At 44.6% G+C, this 20,006-nt stretch carries 20 protein-coding genes and 1 tRNA gene; 8 read left to right on the top strand and 13 right to left on the bottom strand.

What is annotated here, in order from left to right; genetic code table 11:
- The first annotated feature begins 25 nt into the window (after positions 1–25).
- The 8 genes from L3V30_RS18700 to fis all read left to right on the top strand — a co-directional run bounded on the left by L3V30_RS18700 (position 26) and on the right by fis (position 7,963).
- Positions 26–655 (top strand): 3'-5' exonuclease, encoded by a 630-nt coding sequence (locus L3V30_RS18700; RefSeq protein WP_005382363.1) that lies wholly within the window; start codon positions 26–28, stop codon positions 653–655.
- Positions 656–892: 237 nt separating this feature from the next.
- Positions 893–2,845 carry an acetate--CoA ligase gene (gene acs / locus L3V30_RS18695; protein ID WP_006742998.1) on the top strand — a complete coding sequence of 651 codons (1,953 nt, stop codon included), beginning with the start codon at positions 893–895 and terminating at the stop codon, positions 2,843–2,845.
- Positions 2,846–3,148: 303 nt separating this feature from the next.
- A complete protein-coding gene (aroQ, locus tag L3V30_RS18690; RefSeq protein ID WP_005397842.1) occupies positions 3,149–3,598 on the top strand; it encodes a type II 3-dehydroquinate dehydratase in 450 nt (149 codons plus the stop codon).
- 61 nt (positions 3,599–3,659) lie between these two features.
- Positions 3,660–4,124: an acetyl-CoA carboxylase biotin carboxyl carrier protein gene (accB, locus tag L3V30_RS18685; RefSeq protein WP_005397840.1), complete on the top strand. Its 465-nt coding sequence runs from the start codon at positions 3,660–3,662 to the stop codon at positions 4,122–4,124.
- A gap of 14 nt (positions 4,125–4,138) precedes the next feature.
- Positions 4,139–5,482, top strand: coding sequence for an acetyl-CoA carboxylase biotin carboxylase subunit (gene accC / locus L3V30_RS18680; protein ID WP_005397839.1), 1,344 nt, complete (start codon positions 4,139–4,141; stop codon positions 5,480–5,482).
- Positions 5,483–5,647: 165 nt separating this feature from the next.
- Positions 5,648–6,535: a 50S ribosomal protein L11 methyltransferase gene (gene prmA / locus L3V30_RS18675; RefSeq protein WP_182034910.1), complete on the top strand. Its 888-nt coding sequence runs from the start codon at positions 5,648–5,650 to the stop codon at positions 6,533–6,535.
- A gap of 139 nt (positions 6,536–6,674) precedes the next feature.
- Complete coding sequence (gene dusB / locus L3V30_RS18670; protein WP_005382505.1) at positions 6,675–7,643, top strand: tRNA dihydrouridine synthase DusB; 969 nt, start codon at positions 6,675–6,677, stop codon at positions 7,641–7,643.
- A 23-nt stretch (positions 7,644–7,666) separates the two neighbouring features.
- On the top strand, positions 7,667–7,963 hold the full coding sequence (gene fis / locus L3V30_RS18665; RefSeq protein ID WP_000462885.1) for a DNA-binding transcriptional regulator Fis: 297 nt from the start codon (positions 7,667–7,669) through the stop codon (positions 7,961–7,963).
- Positions 7,964–8,908: 945 nt separating this feature from the next.
- Here fis and L3V30_RS18660 read toward each other — a convergent pair.
- The 13 genes from L3V30_RS18660 to L3V30_RS18600 form a co-directional block, all read right to left on the bottom strand.
- The gene (locus L3V30_RS18660) at positions 8,909–9,220 is read right to left on the bottom strand and encodes a hypothetical protein (protein WP_203474649.1); all 312 of its coding nucleotides are present in this window, start codon (positions 9,218–9,220) and stop codon (positions 8,909–8,911) included.
- Between the two features lie 59 nt (positions 9,221–9,279).
- Positions 9,280–9,513, bottom strand: a complete 234-nt coding sequence (locus tag L3V30_RS18655) for a hypothetical protein (RefSeq protein WP_203474650.1) — start codon at positions 9,511–9,513, stop codon at positions 9,280–9,282.
- A gap of 11 nt (positions 9,514–9,524) precedes the next feature.
- Complete coding sequence (locus L3V30_RS18650) at positions 9,525–10,088, bottom strand: hypothetical protein (RefSeq protein WP_237309525.1); 564 nt, start codon at positions 10,086–10,088, stop codon at positions 9,525–9,527.
- 23 nt (positions 10,089–10,111) lie between these two features.
- The gene (locus tag L3V30_RS18645) at positions 10,112–10,339 is read right to left on the bottom strand and encodes a hypothetical protein (RefSeq protein ID WP_203474652.1); all 228 of its coding nucleotides are present in this window, start codon (positions 10,337–10,339) and stop codon (positions 10,112–10,114) included.
- On the bottom strand, positions 10,332–10,610 hold the full coding sequence (locus tag L3V30_RS18640) for a hypothetical protein (protein ID WP_203474653.1): 279 nt from the start codon (positions 10,608–10,610) through the stop codon (positions 10,332–10,334). The genes L3V30_RS18645 and L3V30_RS18640 overlap by 8 nt, the downstream gene beginning before the upstream one ends.
- A 270-nt stretch (positions 10,611–10,880) precedes the next feature.
- Positions 10,881–13,457: a YfjI family protein gene (locus L3V30_RS18635; RefSeq protein WP_237309523.1), complete on the bottom strand. Its 2,577-nt coding sequence runs from the start codon at positions 13,455–13,457 to the stop codon at positions 10,881–10,883.
- 66 nt (positions 13,458–13,523) lie between these two features.
- Complete coding sequence (locus L3V30_RS18630; RefSeq protein WP_203520750.1) at positions 13,524–13,910, bottom strand: hypothetical protein; 387 nt, start codon at positions 13,908–13,910, stop codon at positions 13,524–13,526.
- Positions 13,903–14,106 carry an AlpA family phage regulatory protein gene (locus tag L3V30_RS18625; protein WP_203474656.1) on the bottom strand — a complete coding sequence of 68 codons (204 nt, stop codon included), beginning with the start codon at positions 14,104–14,106 and terminating at the stop codon, positions 13,903–13,905. Before L3V30_RS18625 ends, L3V30_RS18630 begins: the two co-directional genes overlap by 8 nt.
- Positions 14,107–14,154: 48 nt before the next feature.
- On the bottom strand, positions 14,155–14,724 hold the full coding sequence (locus tag L3V30_RS18620; RefSeq protein WP_229614512.1) for a hypothetical protein: 570 nt from the start codon (positions 14,722–14,724) through the stop codon (positions 14,155–14,157).
- Positions 14,721–15,920, bottom strand: coding sequence for a site-specific integrase (locus L3V30_RS18615; RefSeq protein WP_237309521.1), 1,200 nt, complete (start codon positions 15,918–15,920; stop codon positions 14,721–14,723). Before L3V30_RS18615 ends, L3V30_RS18620 begins: the two co-directional genes overlap by 4 nt.
- Before the next feature lie 324 nt (positions 15,921–16,244).
- Positions 16,245–17,402, bottom strand: a complete 1,158-nt coding sequence (locus L3V30_RS18610) for an MFS transporter (RefSeq protein ID WP_176320518.1) — start codon at positions 17,400–17,402, stop codon at positions 16,245–16,247.
- The gene (locus tag L3V30_RS18605; RefSeq protein WP_237309519.1) at positions 17,399–18,970 is read right to left on the bottom strand and encodes an ABC-F family ATP-binding cassette domain-containing protein; all 1,572 of its coding nucleotides are present in this window, start codon (positions 18,968–18,970) and stop codon (positions 17,399–17,401) included. The genes L3V30_RS18610 and L3V30_RS18605 overlap by 4 nt, the downstream gene beginning before the upstream one ends.
- A 946-nt stretch (positions 18,971–19,916) precedes the next feature.
- Positions 19,917–19,993 (bottom strand) — tRNA-Asp (locus L3V30_RS18600).
- Positions 19,994–20,006: the final 13 nt, after the last annotated feature.

Genomic DNA, 20,006 nt, shown 5'->3' with positions numbered 1-20,006 from the left:
CATAAATCATACAGAGGCGTAGGCAATGAACTGGTTACAACGCAAATACTGGCACTACAAACTGAAAGGCTCTCCTTATCAGTCGCTTTTTTGCACGCCCGATAAAACGGAATACGTTTCGCTCGACTGCGAAACCACCAGCCTTGATCCAAATCGCGCCGAGTTGGTGACCATTGCGGCCACGAAGATCATCGACAACCGCATCATCACTAGCCAGCCATTTGAAGTCCGCTTACGCGCGCCGCAATCGCTCGATTCTGGCTCAGTCAAAATTCATCGAATTCGCCACCAAGACTTAGTCGACGGGATTAGCGAAAAAGAGGCGCTGCTCGAGCTGCTCGACTTTATCGGCAACCGACCACTTGTCGGTTATCACATTCGTTACGATAAAAAGATCTTAGATCTTGCTTGTCTGAGGCAACTTGGCTTTCCACTTCCTAACCCGCTCATCGAGGTAAGTCAGATTTATCACGACAAGCTGGAAAGACATTTGCCGAATGCCTATTTCGACTTAAGTCTGGATGCGATTTGTAAACACCTCGAACTTCCTATCCAAGATAAACACGACGCTTTACAAGATGCGATTTCTGCCGCTTTGGTCTTTGTTCGCTTAACGAAAGGCGATTTGCCCAACCTAACTGCGCCGTATACATAAAAATCAGTTGACCTAGCTCCCAGAAATACTTTTGTTTCAGCGATTTCACGGCGCTTCCTTCACTCTCATCCTAAAGTCTAATTGTGGAAATACGCGCAGTGACTGACAGTTATAAGCACAACGTCGTCATTACCACGACCAAGTTATTTAGAACCAAAAAACAGCCCTACAAAAACATATTCAAAATCTTATCTAGATTGGTGTAAGGCCGAGAAATAAGGCACAAGGAGAGAAGCCATGAGCGAAGCCCACGTTTATCCGGTAAAAGAAAATATTAAAACACATACACACGCGGATAATGATACTTACTTAGCAATGTATCAGCAGTCGGTAACCGATCCAGAGGGCTTCTGGAACGAACACGGTAAAATCGTTGATTGGATCAAACCTTTCACCAAAGTAAAAAGCACCTCTTTCGATACTGGTCATGTCGACATTCGTTGGTTTGAAGACGGTACACTGAACGTCTCGGCTAACTGTATTGACCGTCATCTCGCAGAACACGGGGATGACGTCGCAATCATCTGGGAAGGCGATGATCCAGCCGACGACAAAACACTCACTTTCAACGAACTGCACAAAGAAGTATGTAAGTTCTCCAACGCATTGAAAGAGCAAGGCGTACGTAAAGGCGACGTGGTGTGTTTATACATGCCAATGGTGCCAGAAGCCGCAGTGGCTATGCTCGCTTGTACCCGCATCGGTGCGGTTCATACCGTTGTATTTGGCGGTTTCTCACCAGAAGCTCTCTCTGGCCGTATCATCGACTCTGACGCTAAAGTCGTGATCACCGCTGATGAAGGCGTGCGCGGCGGGCGTGCCGTTCCACTGAAAAAGAACGTGGACGAAGCACTAACTAACCCAGACGTAAAAACCATCAATAAAGTGTTGGTGCTTAAACGTACAGGTGGTGATGTCGAATGGCATGAACACCGTGATGTTTGGTGGCACGAAGCAACAGCTAACGTTTCTGACGTTTGCCCACCAGAAGAGATGAAAGCCGAAGATCCGCTCTTCATCCTTTACACTTCAGGTTCAACAGGCAAACCTAAAGGTGTACTACACACTACTGGTGGTTACCTCGTCTACGCGGCGATGACCTTCAAATATGTGTTCGATTACCAACCAGGCGAAACCTTCTGGTGTACCGCGGACGTGGGTTGGATTACCGGTCACACTTACCTAATCTACGGTCCACTTGCAAATGGGGCGAAGACCATCTTATTCGAAGGTGTACCAAACTACCCAAGCACAAGCCGAATGAGTGAAGTGGTTGATAAACACCAAGTCAACATTCTATACACCGCCCCAACCGCGATTCGTGCGCTAATGGCAAAAGGTGATGAAGCGGTTGCAGGCACATCTCGTTCAAGCCTGCGCATCATGGGCTCAGTGGGCGAACCAATCAACCCAGAGGCGTGGGAGTGGTACTACAAAACGATTGGTAACGAGAACTCACCTATCGTCGATACTTGGTGGCAAACGGAAACTGGCGGCATCTTGATTGCGCCACTACCAGGGGCAACCGATCTAAAACCAGGCTCTGCGACTCGCCCATTCTTCGGCGTCCAGCCTGCTCTTGTCGATAATATGGGCAACATTCTTGAAGATACCGTTGCTGAAGGTAACTTGGTTATCCTTGATTCTTGGCCAGGCCAGATGCGCACGGTTTACGGCGACCATGAGCGCTTTGAACAGACCTACTTCTCAACCTTTAAGGGGATGTACTTCACCAGTGATGGTGCGCGTCGTGACGAAGACGGCTACTACTGGATCACTGGCCGTGTTGATGACGTACTAAACGTGTCGGGTCACCGTATGGGTACCGCTGAAATTGAATCAGCGCTAGTGGCGCACCACAAGATTGCAGAAGCGGCGATTGTTGGTATTCCACATGACATCAAAGGCCAAGCTATCTACGCTTACATTACATTGAACGATGGTGAATTCCCGTCAGCAGAGCTGCACAAAGAAGTTAAAGATTGGGTGCGTAAAGAGATTGGTCCAATCGCGACACCAGATGTACTGCACTGGACGGATTCCTTACCGAAGACTCGCTCTGGTAAGATCATGCGTCGAATCCTGCGTAAGATTGCAACGGGCGATACAAGCAACCTCGGAGACACATCAACGCTTGCCGATCCGAGCGTGGTAGACAAACTTATCGCAGAGAAAGCAGAATTGGCATAAATTCAACCAACTGTTTTAAAAGCACTTTAAAAACCGCCATCACTCATGGCGGTTTTTTGCTTTTGCGCACAAATTAGCCACACAAAGAACATGGCAATTATGTTGTTTTTGTTAACTTGGTTACAGAAACGAAGGTGGCTATTAGGAGATTAGACCAGTAAATTGCTGCTAATTGCTATGAATTAGCTATAATCTTGGTCGATTTTTTAAAATTTGCTCGGTTTTAACAAAAAAATCGTGCTGAACTATCGTATATTTGGGAATATAAACGTTCCACTCACGATAAGGGAAGATAGCAACATAATGTCTGCAAAGTCACGGATTCTTGTTCTAAACGGACCAAATCTTAACCTATTGGGTCTGCGCGAACCGACACACTATGGTCACAGCACCTTAGCACAAGTTGTGGATGCTCTTACGAAGCAAGCTCATAACGCTGGGGTGGAACTGGAACACCTACAATCAAATCGTGAGTACGAACTGATTGAAGCCATTCATGCTGCTTATGGCAAGATTGACTTCATTATCATCAATCCAGCGGCTTTCACTCATACCAGTGTGGCACTGCGAGATGCATTACTTGGCGTCGCCATCCCATTTATTGAGGTGCACTTATCAAATGTGCACGCACGTGAACCATTTCGTCATCACTCTTATCTGTCAGATAAAGCAGAAGGCGTGATTTGCGGTCTAGGCGCACAAGGTTATGAATTCGCTCTGTCTGCCGCGATTAATAAGCTACAGGCAAAGTAACCCTAACACTCTGCAACCCCACGAGGGTTGTCTTAATCACAAGATAAAAGAGAAAGAAAAGATGGATATTCGTAAAATCAAGAAGCTAATTGAGTTAGTTGAAGAGTCTGGCATTGCTGAGCTAGAGATTTCTGAAGGTGAAGAGTCAGTACGCATCAGTCGTCACGGCACTGCAGCCCCTCAAGCACCAGTTCACTACGCAGCAGCTCCAGTAGCGGCACCTGCTCCAGCAGCAGCGGCACCAGTAGCAGAAGCGCCAGCAGCAGAAGCTCCAGCTGCTGCAACGCCTGCAGGTCACCAAGTTCTTTCTCCAATGGTTGGTACTTTCTACCGTTCTCCAAGCCCAGACTCTAAAGCATTCGTAGAAGTGGGTCAGAAAGTAAATGCTGGCGATACGCTATGTATTGTTGAAGCAATGAAAATGATGAACCAAATCGAAGCGGACAAATCTGGCGTTGTTACAGCGATCCTAGCTGAAGACGGCCAACCAGTTGAATTCGACCAACCTCTTGTTGTAATCGAATAAGCGGGGCTTGCCTTATGCTAGACAAAGTAGTCATCGCGAACCGAGGTGAAATTGCACTTCGTATTCTTCGCGCTTGTAAAGAATTAGGTATTAAGACCGTCGCTGTTCACTCGACAGCTGACCGCGATCTTAAGCACGTACTACTCGCAGACGAAACCGTGTGTATCGGCCCTGCTCGTGGTATCGACAGCTACCTAAATATCCCACGAATTATTTCTGCAGCAGAAGTAACAGGAGCAGTTGCCATTCACCCTGGTTACGGCTTCTTGTCAGAAAACGCAGACTTCGCTGAGCAAGTTGAGCGCAGTGGTTTCATCTTCGTTGGTCCAAAAGCAGACACTATCCGCCTGATGGGTGACAAAGTGTCGGCTATCAATGCAATGAAGAAAGCTGGCGTTCCTTGTGTGCCTGGTTCTGACGGTCCTCTGGACAACGACGAAGAGAAAAACAAGGCGTTTGCTAAACGCATTGGTTATCCAGTCATCATCAAAGCGTCTGGTGGCGGCGGTGGCCGTGGTATGCGTGTCGTTCGCGCAGAAAAAGACCTAATCCAAGCGATTGCAATGACGCGTGCTGAAGCAAAAGCAGCGTTCAACAACGATATGGTTTACATGGAGAAATTCCTAGAAAACCCTCGTCACGTTGAAGTGCAAGTTATCGCTGACGGTCAAGGCGGCGCAATCCACCTTGGTGAGCGTGATTGTTCAATGCAACGTCGTCACCAAAAAGTAGTGGAAGAAGCGCCCGCACCAGGTATCACTGAAGAGATGCGTAAGTACATCGGTGAACGTTGTACTCGTGCATGTATCGAAATTGGTTACCGCGGCGCAGGTACGTTCGAATTCCTATACGAGAACGGTGAATTCTACTTCATCGAAATGAACACTCGTATTCAGGTAGAACACCCAGTAACAGAAATGGTTACCGGCATCGACCTAATCAAAGAACAGCTTCGCGTTGCAGCGGGTCAACCTCTGTCATTCACTCAAGATGACATTAAGATCCGTGGCCATGCGATTGAGTGCCGTATCAACGCAGAAGACCCAGAACGCTTCCTACCATCTCCAGGTAAGATAGAGCGTTTCCACGCGCCTGGCGGTATGGGTGTGCGTTGGGAATCACACATCTATTCTGGTTACACAGTACCACCTCATTACGATTCAATGATTGGTAAACTGATTACTTACGGTGAGAACCGTGATGTAGCGATTGCACGTATGAAAAACGCACTGGGTGAGATGATCATCGAAGGCATCAAAACTAACGTGCCACTGCAATTCTCTATTATGAATGACGAAAACTTCCAACACGGTGGTGCAAACATCCACTACCTAGAGAAGAAGCTTGGCTTACAATAAGCATTAGCTAACGTCTTACAAAATGCCCACACCCGTGGGCATTTTTGTTTTGTATGGACTCTAAGCATTCAACAAATACGTAGGCTTATTTGGGTATATACTCAAACAAATCGTAGAGTTCTGGTAAACTCTGCGCCACTTCATTCACTTTAAGAGCAAAAACCAATGCCTTGGATTCAAATCAAACTCAACGCGACCAATGAAAACGCTGAGCAAATCGGCGATATGCTAATGGAAGAGACTGGCGCGCTGTCTGTTACATTCTTAGACGCGCAGGATACACCTGTATTCGAACCTCTACCTGGCGAAACTCGCTTATGGGGCGATACTGACATTCTGGCACTGTATGATGCAGAAGCAGACACTAACTTCATCATCGACCAAATTAAAGCGAGCAATATGCTGGCTGACAATTTTGCTTACAAAGTAGAACAGCTTGAAGATAAAGACTGGGAACGCGAATGGATGGAAAACTTCCACCCAATGAAATTTGGTGAACGCCTATGGATTTGTCCAAGCTGGCGCGACATTCCAGATCCTGACGCTGTTAATGTTATGTTGGATCCTGGCCTTGCATTCGGTACGGGTACTCACCCTACAACAGCACTTTGTCTTGAGTGGCTAGAAAGCATGAACTTAAGCGGTAAGACCGTTATCGACTTCGGTTGTGGCTCGGGCATTCTGGCGATCGCGGCGATCAAACTAGGCGCTGAAAAAGTGATAGGGATCGACATTGATCCTCAAGCACTGCTTGCTTCGAAAGACAACGCAGAGCGTAACGGCGTTGCCGACAAACTAGAAGTTTACCTTCCTCAAAACCAACCAGAAGGTCTGATTGCAGACGTGGTTGTTGCTAACATTCTTGCTGGCCCATTGCGTGAACTTGCACCAATCATTAAAGGCCTAGTTAAGCCACATGGCGACCTCGCTATGTCTGGCGTATTAGACACTCAAGCCGAAGATGTTGCGAACTATTACCGTGACGAGCTTCACATTGACCCGATTGTTGAGCAAAGTGAATGGTGTCGCATCTCTGGTCGTAAGCAAGGCTAGACAAGGTTTTCAGAGCTAATTGTTTGAAATTCATACAATTTACAAAAACAATTTGTAAATGCTCAAATATTAGTCTTTTCACGCAGTGAAAAAATGCGTAAAATGCGCGCCCTTGCTGGTACAGAACTGTGATGACGTTTTGAAAATCGGAAACTATCAACTTAAGAACAATCTAATCGTAGCCCCTATGGCTGGTGTAACGGATAGACCGTTTCGCGAGTTGTGTCTTCGCTATGGTGCGGGAATGGCCGTCAGTGAAATGATGTCTGCTAACCCAAAACTATGGGGAACGTCAAAGTCGAAACAGCGCATGGTACACGAGGGCGAATCGGGCATTCGCTCTGTACAGATTGCGGGTTCCGATCCACAGCTTATGGCGGACGCAGCTCAATTCAGTGTTGAGAACGGTGCACAAATCATCGACATCAACATGGGCTGCCCGGCAAAAAAAGTGAATAAGAAGCTAGCGGGCTCTGCTCTGCTTCAATACCCAAACATTATCGAAGAGATTTTGAAAGCGGTCGTGAATGCAGTGGACGTTCCTGTAACGTTAAAGACTCGAACTGGCTGGGATACAGACAACAAGAACTGTGTCCAGATCGCTAAATTAGCCGAAAACTGCGGCATACAAGCTCTTGCTCTGCATGGCAGAACGAAAGCATGTATGTACAAAGGTGAGGCCGAATACGACAGCATTAAAGCGGTAAAAGAGGCGATTTCAATTCCGGTTATCGCGAACGGTGATATCGATAGCCCGGAGAAAGCCAAATTTGTACTGGAGTACACCGGTGCGGACGCTTTAATGATTGGACGCCCTGCCCAGGGTCGTCCTTGGATTTTCCAGGAAATCCATCACTATTTGGAAAACGGCACCACAATGGAGGAGCTTCCAACTGAGGAAGTGAAAACCATTATGCTTGGTCATGTGAATGCTCTGCATGAATTTTATGGGGAGTTCTTAGGTCCACGTATCGCGCGCAAGCACGTTGGGTGGTACCTGAAAGAGCATGAACAGGCAAGTGAGTTTCGCCGTACCTTCAACGCTATCGACGCAGCTCCGCTGCAAATTGAGGCGTTAGAAGGTTATTTTGATAACGTTGCATCATAATTAAGAGAAGAGCTAGACCGAATATGTTCGAACAAAATCTGACTTCAGAAGCATTAACAGTAACTACAGTAACGTCACAAGACCAGATTACTCAGAAGCCTTTACGTGACTCTGTTAAAGCGTCTCTTAAAAACTACCTTGCTCAACTAAACGGCCAGGAAGTAACAGAACTATACGAATTAGTTCTAGCTGAAGTTGAACAGCCACTATTAGATACTATCATGCAGTACACTCGCGGTAACCAAACTCGCGCGGCAACTATGATGGGTATCAACCGCGGTACTCTTCGCAAAAAACTTAAGAAATACGGCATGAACTGATAAGAAGCCGATAACTTATTGATTTAAAATGGTCTAGCCTTTATTGGCTAGGCCTTTTTTCTATGTGAACCCACCACTGAACACACACCCCAGAAAATACACCTCAAAATTCACATCAAAATAAATCATATTAGCCCGACTGGTGTTGGGTGTGCGGCACTGCCGCTTACTGCCCAATCATTACATAAGTTAGCATTTGCTAATATAAATGGTTTCAGAGCCGTTTCCAGACGGATAACCCTCAACCTGCGAACCTGCGTTACCTGCGAAAAGTCGATAGGTCGCTTAATTACAAACCAGTTAGGCTAATAATTGCTTTTTGGAAGATGGAAAGGACCTTTCGACATCAGTGTCGAAAGCATCAGGCAAACCTTCAATACTCTTTTTTATAGCGTCGAGAAACTCTGGTAAATCACCGTTACTTTTCCGTTATTTACGGCTTCAAACCGTATAACGATATTTTCGGCATGGGCCAATTGTCGGCTCCTCAGATTGAGTAACCGCTTGAGAGAAAGTTTTTGCCATCGATGGGCGAAAGTAATACCCCTATTTGAGAAAAGAGCTTTCACACGCTGTGAAACCGATAAGATTTTTTCGGGGTCATAGGGAATAAAACAGGTATGTCCAACTTTGGGCACTCTTGCCCAGTGTTATTGCTGAAATCCCAGCTTTTAGATTTAGACGTGGAAAGAGTCTGATACTCACAACTGAATGATGGGCGAAACCATAACAAAACATAACATAGCCCCCTAAAACAGATGCGCGAATAAAAAACATAAAGAACACAAGGCAGACTAAAATATCTTTATCAAAATGTATTCAACGGTAGACAAAAAAACCCAGCCTATGACTGGGTTCTGTTCTTAATTAGTTAGCTCGATGCAATAGCTTTTAGCTCTTGGTCGAGATTCAGTTTTAACTCACCTAACCTTGTTTTCTCTATTTTCATAATCCTTGATCCATACATGCCAAGTAAACGATGGCTTTATACGCTTTGATTTGTTCTAGCTTGTCGCCTGCGCTCTCTTCGATATCGTACTGGTACGCTAGTTTAACGACCTCCCTGTGAGAAGGTCGATTAACTTCATTACCGATTAGAATGTCGCTACTTAACTCTGACTGTCGCCATGTCATCGCCTTCTCTGCTGTGTGTGCTAAATCCTCACACTTCTCTTGCTTTGTCGGCTCTTTTGCAAACACGTCACTGCATCCAGATAGTGAAATTGCCGCGATTAGTGCTAGTGTAAGTTTTTTCATTGCTCGTTATCCTTCATCTTCAAGAAACAAATCATTGCTGCGTGACGGGTAAGTCAGAGTTAAGCAAAATAACCACCCAAATCAGGTGAGCCGCTTTGCTTATCGGCATGATTAACGAATGGTGTATCAAAGTAGTCACTCGGATCAGGCGAACCGCTTTGAACTTTGGAATGGTTAACTCCTGGCTTCTTATCCTGCTCTGAACGTTCAACATACTTATCTAATAGTTTGTCTAGCTCATCTAGCATTTTAGTAGTCACATCGTTAGCAATTTTATCAGCATCAACTTTCATTTTATTTTCCCTTAGTCTAAATCTTCAATGAATCGGCCGTTAGTAACAAATGTCGTTCCGCTTTCCGGATCACGTCCTGCGTGGATGTATTCTTGAATAGCCTTTAATCTGCGACTATCTAACACACCAAAGTAACTAACTATGCTGCTCTGAATCCCGCACTGTTTGGTGAGCGTACTAGCTCGGCTTAACGCGCTGTATCGCTTGGCCTCAATCTGGCATAACCTCTCAAGCGCTGGTTTAATATCCTTATCAAATGCTTTGTTGATAATATCGACCTGCTCTGCAATTAACGAAGCATCGCCCTCACAATCGCGCTTTAAGGCCTCCAACTCTGCTAAGCCTTCACGCTGTTTAGCGACTGGCAATTCAAGCTCTAAGGCTTGCTTCTCAACTCTCAATCGTCGCGCCTGTCGCTCATCTTCAAGTTGCTTTTGTTCCAACCGATCAACATCACCGCCTGAACTCATGACCTCTAAAAGCTCTGCGTCAAAGTCTCTCTGTTCGAATTGGTTTTGCTCTTGTGCGATTTCAGATAACCGCGCTTGTATTTGAGTTACTGTTTTCTGTTTCATTCTTCTATTCCTTAGTTTTGGAGTTATTCGGTACACATAAGGCTTTTATAAACTTGCTCCGCCTCATCTTGTGGGTGTTTATATGTCGTCTTTGGATACTTCGGCGGTTCAGCGTCTACAACTCTTCGCCATAACATAGCCGCTTCACTTGGTGCCATATCGGGTGCGATCAACAAAATTTCGTCAATGCGGCTATTTTGGCTTCGTGTGGCAGCTTCTAAAGACGCTAGGCGTTGCAGTTTGCTAGCCATTCTGTGTGGCCTTTTCTAGGGCGCAAAGCCTTTGCTCAAACTCTGAAAGCTCTTTCATTTTCAAACGTAAATATTCAGCATCTAGCGAGTCTTCTGGAGTAATAGCCTTTAAAGGTGCGAATGAACGATCAATAACCATTCGAACCGCTTGGATTTCGCCAGCATCCAAAAGAGAATTTAGTTGTGCTAGGGCTTTATCTGTCATCTCTTTAGGTAAGGGGTTACGTTTGCGCCCTGCGTTTTCTCGTTTACCACCCCAGCCGTTAGCCATTGGATCACCTCTTGAAATAGCTTGATTTATCAAGTTATAGACTACTGCTCATGATAGGATTAAGCGATTGTTATGTTTTTATTGATAGGTTTTGGTTTGCATGTATTTTTAATTAATACACAAATACGGGTTTATTGGTGGGTTCAAATAATCTCAAGACATTGAAATAGAAACGTAACTACCTGTATTAAACAAAAAATAAGACTAGGTATTAGTTAACAAGCTCTTATCTAAACAAAAAAACCGCCCTCTCGAGCGGTCTTGTATTAGCTAGCTTTGAAAGCTTGGATGAACATAAAACTGAACTGTCGGCCTTCCTTTTTCCGGTTGCTTCGTCACCTCTTGGATGTAACCCCTCTCCATAAGTCCGGCTATCGCCTCCTCTCTCGATTCTTTGCTTGTTAGCCCTTTCCAATCTTTCTGGCTTATCGCGTGTCTCGTAAAGGTTGGGCTTAACTGGGGCAATTTATCAAGTAGCGTTTTCGCTGGTGCCAATGCCCTTTCAGCTTCAAAGAATGTCATTATCCGCTGCGCGTGACTCTCTAGGTAATCCATCCATTTAATAGCCCGTCTTAAGTGATCAATCGTTATTACATCGTGTGGTTCTGGTTTCTCGCCCGCGAGTGTACGTCCGCATTCTTCTAACAAGTGAAAGACCAAAGCTAGTTTGGCACATAATGCCGGATACTTACCTAACATGCTTTGCCATTGTGCGGTTGCGCTTTTTTCTCGTTTCAGCATGTTTTTGGCCCACTCCTCCCAAAGCTCTTGGGCTTGTGCTTCAAACTTGCATAACAACGGTGTATCGCGTTCACCAAGATAGGCTAAGGCTTCAAAGGTGCTCTTTGCAGCCATTTCTGCCATCACGTTTGGGGCTTGGTCTACATACTCCATACCGGAAAAGTCAGGGTAGACCATGATTTGCATTATTCGTTCTAATAATCCGTCGTCTGTTGTTCCTTTTGCTTTGCCTGCTAGTAACGGGGTAAGCTTGGCTGGTTGAATGCCACCCATAACAGAAAGAACAACGCGCTCTAACTCGATATTTTTACGGGTGATACGCTCTTGGCTGTAACTCCCGAAGCCGTTAAATCCCTCAAGATAAAAGCCTCGTTCATGCTGACGATCTGCTCTGTCCATATTTGCCAACCATGATGAAAGCTCATCACGGAACATAAGCACACCTAATGGGTTTTTCTCTAGTCGAACCGCTAGGGCTTCGCTGGTGCTGTCATTAATAACGACACTTCTAAGCTTAGGTAATTCTGGGATCTGGTTCTTAACCTGCCTTTTTATTTCCAACGCTCTTTTCTTGTCACCAGCGGCTAGTGCTTCTTTAGCTTTTTCATTTGCTGCCTGTTCCAAATCTTCCGCTAACTCTTTTTCAATCTCATACAGATCCAACTTCTCAGCATTCAGCTTATCTATGACTGACTTCTGGGCGTGTTCTAGTAGCTTTCTACCGCACCCCAAAGATGGGGTTTTCTTAGTTGATGGCTGGCCAACCGCACCGCCCCACATTGTAGGAACCAACCTCCATCCAGTATCGAGTTTTTTTGGTTGTATCTCTGCGGCTCCACCAATCAAAGCCCCAGCACAAATCACAACACTGATAGCGGCAAAGTCTGCTGGCGCGTTGTCCATGCGCTTCGCATAATCCACGACATAATTCTTAAGCTGATCGGGCAGTAGTTCAGGGTCGAATTTATTAACTGGGTGGAGTTCTACATCAAAAGGAAGGGGATCCAGCCAAGCTAGCTCGGCTGGTGTACTGTTTGAACTAGTAACACTTTGTTGGCTGTGGGCTTGTTGGTTATGGCGAGTAACACTTAAACCATTTTCAGTCATTAGCTCTGCGCCTAAACGTTTCAAAGCTTCGCCTGTGTCACCGCCATGCTCAAACTGACAATACAGATCAAACCTGTCGTGCGAAAAACCATCACATAACGGATCGCTTGAATGACTCGATACATAACGGCCGTTAACATCATCACGATAAGAAATAATAACCCCAGCTATTCCACTTGTACTATCTGGGTGTAGCCATTTTTTACCTCGCTTTTTATAGCCGTATTGAGAAAGTAAAGCATTCCAATCAGTAGACTTGTTAAACTCATCAATTGGGGATAATTGCCCACTAGTTAGGCTAATAGACTTCCTTTGAGCTGCTTTAGTTTTTGCTTCCAGTTCTTCCGCTTCTTTAGCTTGATCTTGAGCTAATAAAGCCGCTTGCTCAGCAAACCAAGAATTAAACACATCCAGCGGCTCACCGTCGGAAATTCTGATTTGATAACATTTTTGATTATAAAAACTTAATGCGGGTGCGTAGCTGATTTGTTGCGTTCTGCTTGTACAATCATCAGCATCAAGTGCCACAACTAAAGCCGCTTGCAATGCTTGCCAATGATCCGCGTCAATGACTTCACTGATAGGCACAACAACACGCCAACGCTTATCTGTTGGTTTGCTGGATACAGTCGAGTAAATATAAAAACATTCTATGCCGTTATTCCTAAGATCTGTTTCTACATCCTCAAGCTCACTATTACCTGTATCAATATCAGCAATCAATGCCGTGTACTGGTTATGACTCTCGGCTGCTTGTTTTGTTTTCGAAGTGCCAACGGAACTAGGAAGGAACCAAGGGCAATTAGCTTTAGCCTGTCTTAGTTTGTTATTTGCATCAGGTTTGTATTGAGTAAGGTCAAACGGTTTCCGCATCATGTCACGGATAGCATCGTAACCAATAAGTGAAAAATCGGACGTTTGCGAATGATAGTTACCGAAAGTTAGTTGCATGTTCGAGTTACCAAACTCACTAACAATTGCAGAATTTTGATCTGTCATTTATATTACCTTTAATGACGGTTGTTGGTGTCTGTCGCCAAAACTTCAACCAACAACCTGATTTACTTATTGAGCCTGCGGTTTATCCGTGGGCTTTTCTCTATCACATTTCACGCATCCAGAATTAAGCAACTCATCAGCAAGTTGAACAAACCCGCATTTTGCGCAGCGATCCATATTTGGGGGTAACTTTGCCAACCTCAGAGAGTACAATTTCCTTCTACTGCCATCATTAGCCGGAATACTCATCATCGTTAAGCCAATAGGTTTCAGCTTATCTTCTACCGCTTGCTTATTTGCGGGAAGGTAGTAGATATTCGAACTTTTTGACTCATAGCCTTTTCGATAGTCGTAACCGTTCGGGTGACTAGCTATTGTCTTTAGTACATCAAATTGCTTTGCAGTAAATCGCTTTCTATTCACCTTGAGGATGTCCAGCACAATGCTATTCATTGCTACCCCCTTGGCGCTCACTCAGCCATTCTTGATACTGCGAAGGTAACCACCCCAGCGTTCTCCCGCTTGGTGATCTTAATGGCTCTGGAAAGCGCCCTTCCTTAACCATTGTGTATAAGGTCGGACGCGCTTTATTGATTAGACTAAGCATCTCTTTGATATTGATGAGCCGCTCTGGTACTGATTGATTCATATCGAAAACCTCCTATTTGATTCGATATGAATATTCTATGCTGTATTCTCATTCCGCTACAGGTGGGACTGGCAGGTAATCCCCACTAGAGTAGAAGACGTACCACTTTTTACGTTCTACAGCTGACATGATCAAATCTCTGAATGAAGGATGCGCATCCTCCCTTAACCAAGTCCGATTCTCTCTATCCACCCGTCTCTGATCTTTATTTCGGCGCTTGTAATATTCACTTCTTACCGTTTCTTCTGTACAACCAGTCCTCTCAGCAACCAACTTGAACGCATCAGCTCTTTTCATTTGCTTATGCTTAATAAGCGCATCAATGGACATCTTTCTCATTAGGGCGGGTCTATCGGGCTTATCCGTTTTATTATCACAAGCTAGATACATGGCGATCTCATGGCTTATTAATTGTTCTCTTCTATTCGCTGCCCCTTCTTTAAATTTCTTCCATACGGAAAGGTACTCAAGAATGTTAATTCTTAGAAAAAGAAATTCAGGGTCACAACAATAGTTTTCTAGGGCATAACCTACGGGAAAAGTTCGCATGGCTTCGTCCCATTGCTTAATGATCTCGCGTACTTCTTTTATTTCCGCGTAGTTAATATCTGTTGTCATCTAATAGCCCTCACGTTTGAATGGTGTTCAGTTTCGTTTAACTTTGCCAGCCACAAGTCTAGCGCTTTGCGTTTCTGTTCAAGGTATTGCGCGCGGTTGTAAACACCTGCAACCCCTCTAATTGAATGGCCTAAGATCGCTTCGATAATATGTGGTTCTATTCCAGCATCGTTTAGGTGACTGGATATGGTTCTCCGTAAGTCGTGAAGTCTCCAAGGTTCTTGATTTAGCCGTTTAGGTAATATTGCAGCCCATGCGCTAACTGCTGGAGCTTGTTTGAACTCACCTAATAGAAATTCATTCTTTGATTGCTGAATAAGGCTAGCTATGTACTCGCGAAAAAACTCAGGGATAGGTCTAACAATTTCAGCCCCATTTTTGGAGTGAGCTTTTGGACAAGTCCAAAGCATTTTATCTAAGTCCCACTCATTGCATTTACTTAGCCTAACTTCTTGTGTTCTTGCACCGAAAGCCATTAGTAATTTAATGAGCTGGCGATAGTACCAATTACCTTTATGATCATCCGTCCATTGCCAAACGGTTTTAGCTTCTTCAATCGTCAAATAACGCTCTTTTTTACTCTGACGCTCGCCAATATCTGTAACTTGAAGGTCATCTAATGCGTGACTAGTACAAAAATGGCGTTTGCGACAATAGATAAGGGCTTGTTTGCAGTTTTGCAGAATATAACCGGCTGCTACTGGTGCGGCTCTAAAATGCGTACCATTACAAATGTCATCGAATGTCTTAACCCAATGGCGAGTTTCAATTTTTTCAACTGGAAGCGATCCAATGTATGGATAGATATGTTTTTGAAATTGGGCTTGGTGCTTATCAGCATTTGATCGGTGCTTTCTTGCGTATCCGTCTATCCAATACTCTAGCGCGTCTTGAACTGTGACCGCTTGCCTAAACGCTGTCTTTGCCAGTTTAATTTCTGTCCGCGGATTACGGCCATTATTCAACCATGCTCTACACTCTGACAGTTTGGCTCTGGCTTCTGACAATGACATATCAGGATAAACGCCTAGCGTGGCTGTCTGTGCCTTACCATTAAACCGATAGCGATAAATAAAACTAACCCTTCCACTATTTCTGACTAAAGCGGCCAAACCATCACGATCAGAAACTTTTTTGGGCGTTTTAGAGTCATGCCCTTTTGTTAATGCTCTTAGCTTTGCATCACTTAATGCCATTGTTTTCCCTTTTTCGCAGGTAACGCAGGTTCGCAGGTTGGGGGTTATCCTCAAACTTAGTTAAGTGGGTTTAAACTTAATACAAACCCACCACTGAACCCACAAACTAATCTATAACAAACAAGATAAACCTAGACAAAGGAAAAGAAAAGGGGCTTGCAAAGCCATATGATACAAAGAATTAGTAAATCTTATTGAAGAATAATGAGACAAAACAAAACAGGATATAAGTTAATACGGCATGAACTAAGACCGGCTTTCAAAAAGTATTTGGAACAAGCCGTTACCTTTTTAGGTAACGGCTTTTCTTTATCTACTAAAACACTACGAATAACGCTCACTTTGTTCAGCATTACCAACTGGCTTTAATATAACTACCGCTGAGCCAAACAATAACAAAGCCACGACAGCGACCCATTCACTACCTACAGAATAAGCAAAGCCCGCCAAGGCAGACCAAATCGCGACACCAAAGTGCATCATACTCATTCCAGAAGACATCAGCACACCTCGATGTTCATCAGATAAGCTTGCTATATGTGCTTGTAACGCCGGAGAGCCTACCCCTCCAGCAAGAGACCAGAGCACTAGAGCTGGAAGATAAGCGGTCACCGTACTCATCTCATTTGAGAACACCCATGCACTGCAAGGTATGCACACCATTAAAGCCACTCGCATAACGGCTCGAGAGCTACCAAGCCAACGGCAAGCTCTCCCCACGCACATATTTCCAACCACACTCACGATCCCTAGAGCAGCATAAATAGCGCCCACCCAACCGAGCGCCAACTCGCTGGTATCTCGAATATGAAGGCCTATCAGGTTAAATACACCAATACCTCCCCCTAGGCCTAAACACATCGCTAGAATAGCCCTCAACGCGCCTGGAAGATGAATGACGTCTGTGATAGGTGGCAGAGTATCTGACTTCTTGGACTCATTATGCTTGTTGTTCATGAACACTACGCTCATGGCACCGACAAGAAGAGCCGCAACGCCCAAAATAATAAAAGCGGCACGCCATGATAAAAGCTGGGTCAGCAATGCTCCGATCGCTGGGCTAGTTATCATACCCAGCGTTAATCCCGCCTGAACCATCACAATTTGACGCATCGCTCTATTACCCTTCGCGTCTCCCGCCAACGCAAATGCAATTGGCAACATGCCTGCACTTGCAATACCTGTGATCACTCGACTTGCAATCGCAAGTTCAAAATCATGAACTATGCCCGTCGTAATAGACGCAACCCCAAATACGAAGCAAGCAGGCAACATGATACGAATACGCCCAACCCGGTCTGATAAACGTCCCAGGTAAGGAGCACAAATTGCTATAGCTAAACTATATGCCGTAATAAATAACGTAACCTGACTCGGTTGAACACTTAAATCATTTCCGATAGGTTCAAGAATAGATCCAAGCATCAACTCATCAGCACCAACAAGAAAAGCAACGAGAAATAGGATCATGGACTGCATCATAGCTCCACCTCCTGTTCTGTTTCCGATTCAGCACAAGTGAGCAACGAAATGTCTAAAACTCTGTCGGGCCAAGATTGTAAAAACGCCTTCTCATGAGATACCACAATCACGCTACCAGAAAAGCGCTGGAGAGCTTCTTTAAGCGCATTTTTACTGCTGCTATCCAAATGTGTCGTTGGCTCGTCCAATAGCAAAACATTGCATTTCTGGACTGATAAACAACAAAGTTTCACGCGAGTTTGCTCACCTCCACTTAATGTATCTAGGTGGCGCTGCGTCTTATCTCCGGTGACCCCAAAGCGAGCTAATAGCTTGCGTGATTCTTTGCTTGATATCGTTGGATCACAAGAGCATAGCTCCTGCTCAGGCGTGTGCTGAGGGTGACGCCAAGACAAATCTTGAGAAAAATACCCAATCATTGCACCTTTTGCCAATACCACCTCACCAGAGAGCGGCTCGATCTCCCCCATAAGGGTTTTAAGTAAAGTCGACTTACCTACGCCGTTAAAACCAGAAACGACCAACTTCTCCCCGTGCGCTAACGTGATATCAAGCGCAGGAAGCAGAGGCTGCTGATAACCTATCATCAACGCTTTTGCGTCAATCACATACTGTTGCCCAATAGGCTGGTGAGCAAAGTCAAACATCGATACTTTCTCTATATAATTCAGTTGAATACGTTCGATTTTATCCAGTTTTTTCTTGCGTCCCTTAGCAAGACTCGCGTTAACTCCAGCGCCATTTTTGGCAATAAATTGCTCTAACTTTCGAATTTCATTTTGCTGAGCCTTATATTGCTTTTCTAACAAAGCACCGTCGTGATGCTTTTGCTGCATTGCTTTGACATAAGTGCCGCTGTATTTTCGGACCGTTTGATAATCAATATCACAAATACTGGTCGCTACTTGATTAAGGAAGTCAATATCATGAGAAACCAGTAAAACAGTGCCAGTGTAATCGTTGAGAAACGTGGCCAGCCATTCAATGTGCAGAGCATCAAGATAGTTTGTCGGCTCGTCGAGAATTAACACATCGGGGTTGCGGAGTAACAACCTCCCTAAAAGGACCTTGTGTCTTTGACCACCACTTAGCGAGACAAGCGGTGTATCTAAGCCAAATTGATAAATGCCAAGACCTACAGCAACTTGTTCAATTTTGGTATCAATTGCATAGAAGTCTTCATCTTCTAAATATGCCTGTAGTCGGGCGACTTGGCTTAAAAGAGATGTAGAGTGAGACTCGGTCATCGCCTGATACAAAGTCCAAAGCTTCTGCTCGGCAGCGTATAAGTTCTCAAAAGCACTCTTTAAGCATTCATAAACCGTCAGCGCATTATCCATCTTAAAATGTTGCTCTAAATACCCCACCTCAAGGTTTGGTAACCAGTCAATGCAGCCCTTATCTGCAGATAATTCACCGATAAGCAGTTTTAATAAGGTGCTTTTTCCAACGCCATTCGCTCCAGTGATACCTATTTTCTCTCCCACGTTAATTCGAAATGTCGCGTTGTTATATAAACTCTTATCAGCGATCTGATAAGACAAATTTTTAACTTGTAAAATACTCATGTTTTTAACCAAATAAAAAGGGCCGGTGATCAATACCGGCCCTTATTTCAATACTGGATAATGCTTTGTAGCTGCTTAACAGATACAAAAAGGCCGATGATGAAATATCACCGGCCATCTCTTCTCTTTTATCAGGTGTACAGACGCCTGCGTATAACTTCAGCGAAGTTACTCACGCATAAAACACCTGATGAAGATTAATTTAAGACTCCGAGCAACACTTCATCGCGTTTTTTGCACGGAGTTCAGCCTTCTTACAAAGCTTTTAAACAAGAGATATAACATGGTTTACTGTCGAAAAAACATTCGATGTGAAGCGTACACCTTTAGAATAAAAAGTGCCAGATAATTATTAAAACTATCGTGACTTACACGAAGGTCCACTGAAAGAAGACCTTTCCTCAGTCAATGTGCCAGGTGAACGACTTACTTAGCAAACACAGCTATGAGAGCACCTATACCGCTCACGTTATACGTACGTAGTGGTGGCTTTATCGGTTGGAGACGATTAGAGGGGAAGAAGTAGCAAATATCCTTTAAGGCAGGCACTGGCTTAAATAGATCTACAAACAAAATCCATGTTCGGAAAGTTTTAAATGCGCTGAGTTTATTTTAATGAGCGCCTGTGGCTAAATCAAAACATCTAAAGCAGAGAAATCTCCCAACATAACCTAGTGAATTAACTTTCTAGGTAATAATAAAGGAAGCTTTGGTAAGTTAAGCACAGGGGCTCAAAACTAGAGCTCGAAACTGCAGAAACCACACAGAACTGCGCATCAACTCGTTCATGACAGGGCTTAGAAAGCATAGCGAGAGAGGAGCCTGCCTCTCGATGCAAGGTTTCAATATGGAAATGGGGTTAAGGTAAGTATGGAAATGGGGTTAAGGTAAGTCGGGTAACCAAAACGAAAAAAGCCCCAGTCTTTCGACTGAGGCTTAATATAAGTGGCGGAGTGGACGGGACTCGAACCCGCGACCCCCGGCGTGACAGGCCGGTATTCTAACCAACTGAACTACCACTCCGCAGTGGTATCAC

Origin of the sequence: Vibrio sp. A1-1 (genome assembly GCF_021728175.1) — a bacterium.
In the GTDB taxonomy this organism is placed as follows: Bacteria; Pseudomonadota; Gammaproteobacteria; order Enterobacterales; family Vibrionaceae; genus Vibrio; species Vibrio diabolicus.
Note: the sequence above shows the minus strand (reverse complement) of the source record. Positions and strands in the feature narration are given on the sequence as shown.

Bases quoted from the DNA above. Each gene is read 5' to 3' on its own strand.
- L3V30_RS18700 (WP_005382363.1), top strand. From the start codon at position 26: ATGAACTGGTTACAACGCAAATACTGGCACTACAAACTGAAAGGCTCT.
- acs (WP_006742998.1), top strand. From the start codon at position 893: ATGAGCGAAGCCCACGTTTATCCGGTAAAAGAAAATATTAAAACACAT.
- aroQ (WP_005397842.1), top strand. From the start codon at position 3,149: ATGTCTGCAAAGTCACGGATTCTTGTTCTAAACGGACCAAATCTTAAC.
- accB (WP_005397840.1), top strand. From the start codon at position 3,660: ATGGATATTCGTAAAATCAAGAAGCTAATTGAGTTAGTTGAAGAGTCT.
- accC (WP_005397839.1), top strand. From the start codon at position 4,139: ATGCTAGACAAAGTAGTCATCGCGAACCGAGGTGAAATTGCACTTCGT.
- prmA (WP_182034910.1), top strand. From the start codon at position 5,648: ATGCCTTGGATTCAAATCAAACTCAACGCGACCAATGAAAACGCTGAG.
- fis (WP_000462885.1), top strand. From the start codon at position 7,667: ATGTTCGAACAAAATCTGACTTCAGAAGCATTAACAGTAACTACAGTA.
- L3V30_RS18660 (WP_203474649.1), bottom strand. From the start codon at position 9,220: ATGAAAAAACTTACACTAGCACTAATCGCGGCAATTTCACTATCTGGA.
- L3V30_RS18655 (WP_203474650.1), bottom strand. From the start codon at position 9,513: ATGAAAGTTGATGCTGATAAAATTGCTAACGATGTGACTACTAAAATG.
- L3V30_RS18650 (WP_237309525.1), bottom strand. From the start codon at position 10,088: ATGAAACAGAAAACAGTAACTCAAATACAAGCGCGGTTATCTGAAATC.
- L3V30_RS18645 (WP_203474652.1), bottom strand. From the start codon at position 10,339: ATGGCTAGCAAACTGCAACGCCTAGCGTCTTTAGAAGCTGCCACACGA.
- L3V30_RS18640 (WP_203474653.1), bottom strand. From the start codon at position 10,610: ATGGCTAACGGCTGGGGTGGTAAACGAGAAAACGCAGGGCGCAAACGT.
- L3V30_RS18635 (WP_237309523.1), bottom strand. From the start codon at position 13,457: ATGACAGATCAAAATTCTGCAATTGTTAGTGAGTTTGGTAACTCGAAC.
- L3V30_RS18630 (WP_203520750.1), bottom strand. From the start codon at position 13,910: ATGAATAGCATTGTGCTGGACATCCTCAAGGTGAATAGAAAGCGATTT.
- L3V30_RS18625 (WP_203474656.1), bottom strand. From the start codon at position 14,106: ATGAATCAATCAGTACCAGAGCGGCTCATCAATATCAAAGAGATGCTT.
- L3V30_RS18620 (WP_229614512.1), bottom strand. From the start codon at position 14,724: ATGACAACAGATATTAACTACGCGGAAATAAAAGAAGTACGCGAGATC.
- L3V30_RS18615 (WP_237309521.1), bottom strand. From the start codon at position 15,920: ATGGCATTAAGTGATGCAAAGCTAAGAGCATTAACAAAAGGGCATGAC.
- L3V30_RS18610 (WP_176320518.1), bottom strand. From the start codon at position 17,402: ATGATGCAGTCCATGATCCTATTTCTCGTTGCTTTTCTTGTTGGTGCT.
- L3V30_RS18605 (WP_237309519.1), bottom strand. From the start codon at position 18,970: ATGAGTATTTTACAAGTTAAAAATTTGTCTTATCAGATCGCTGATAAG.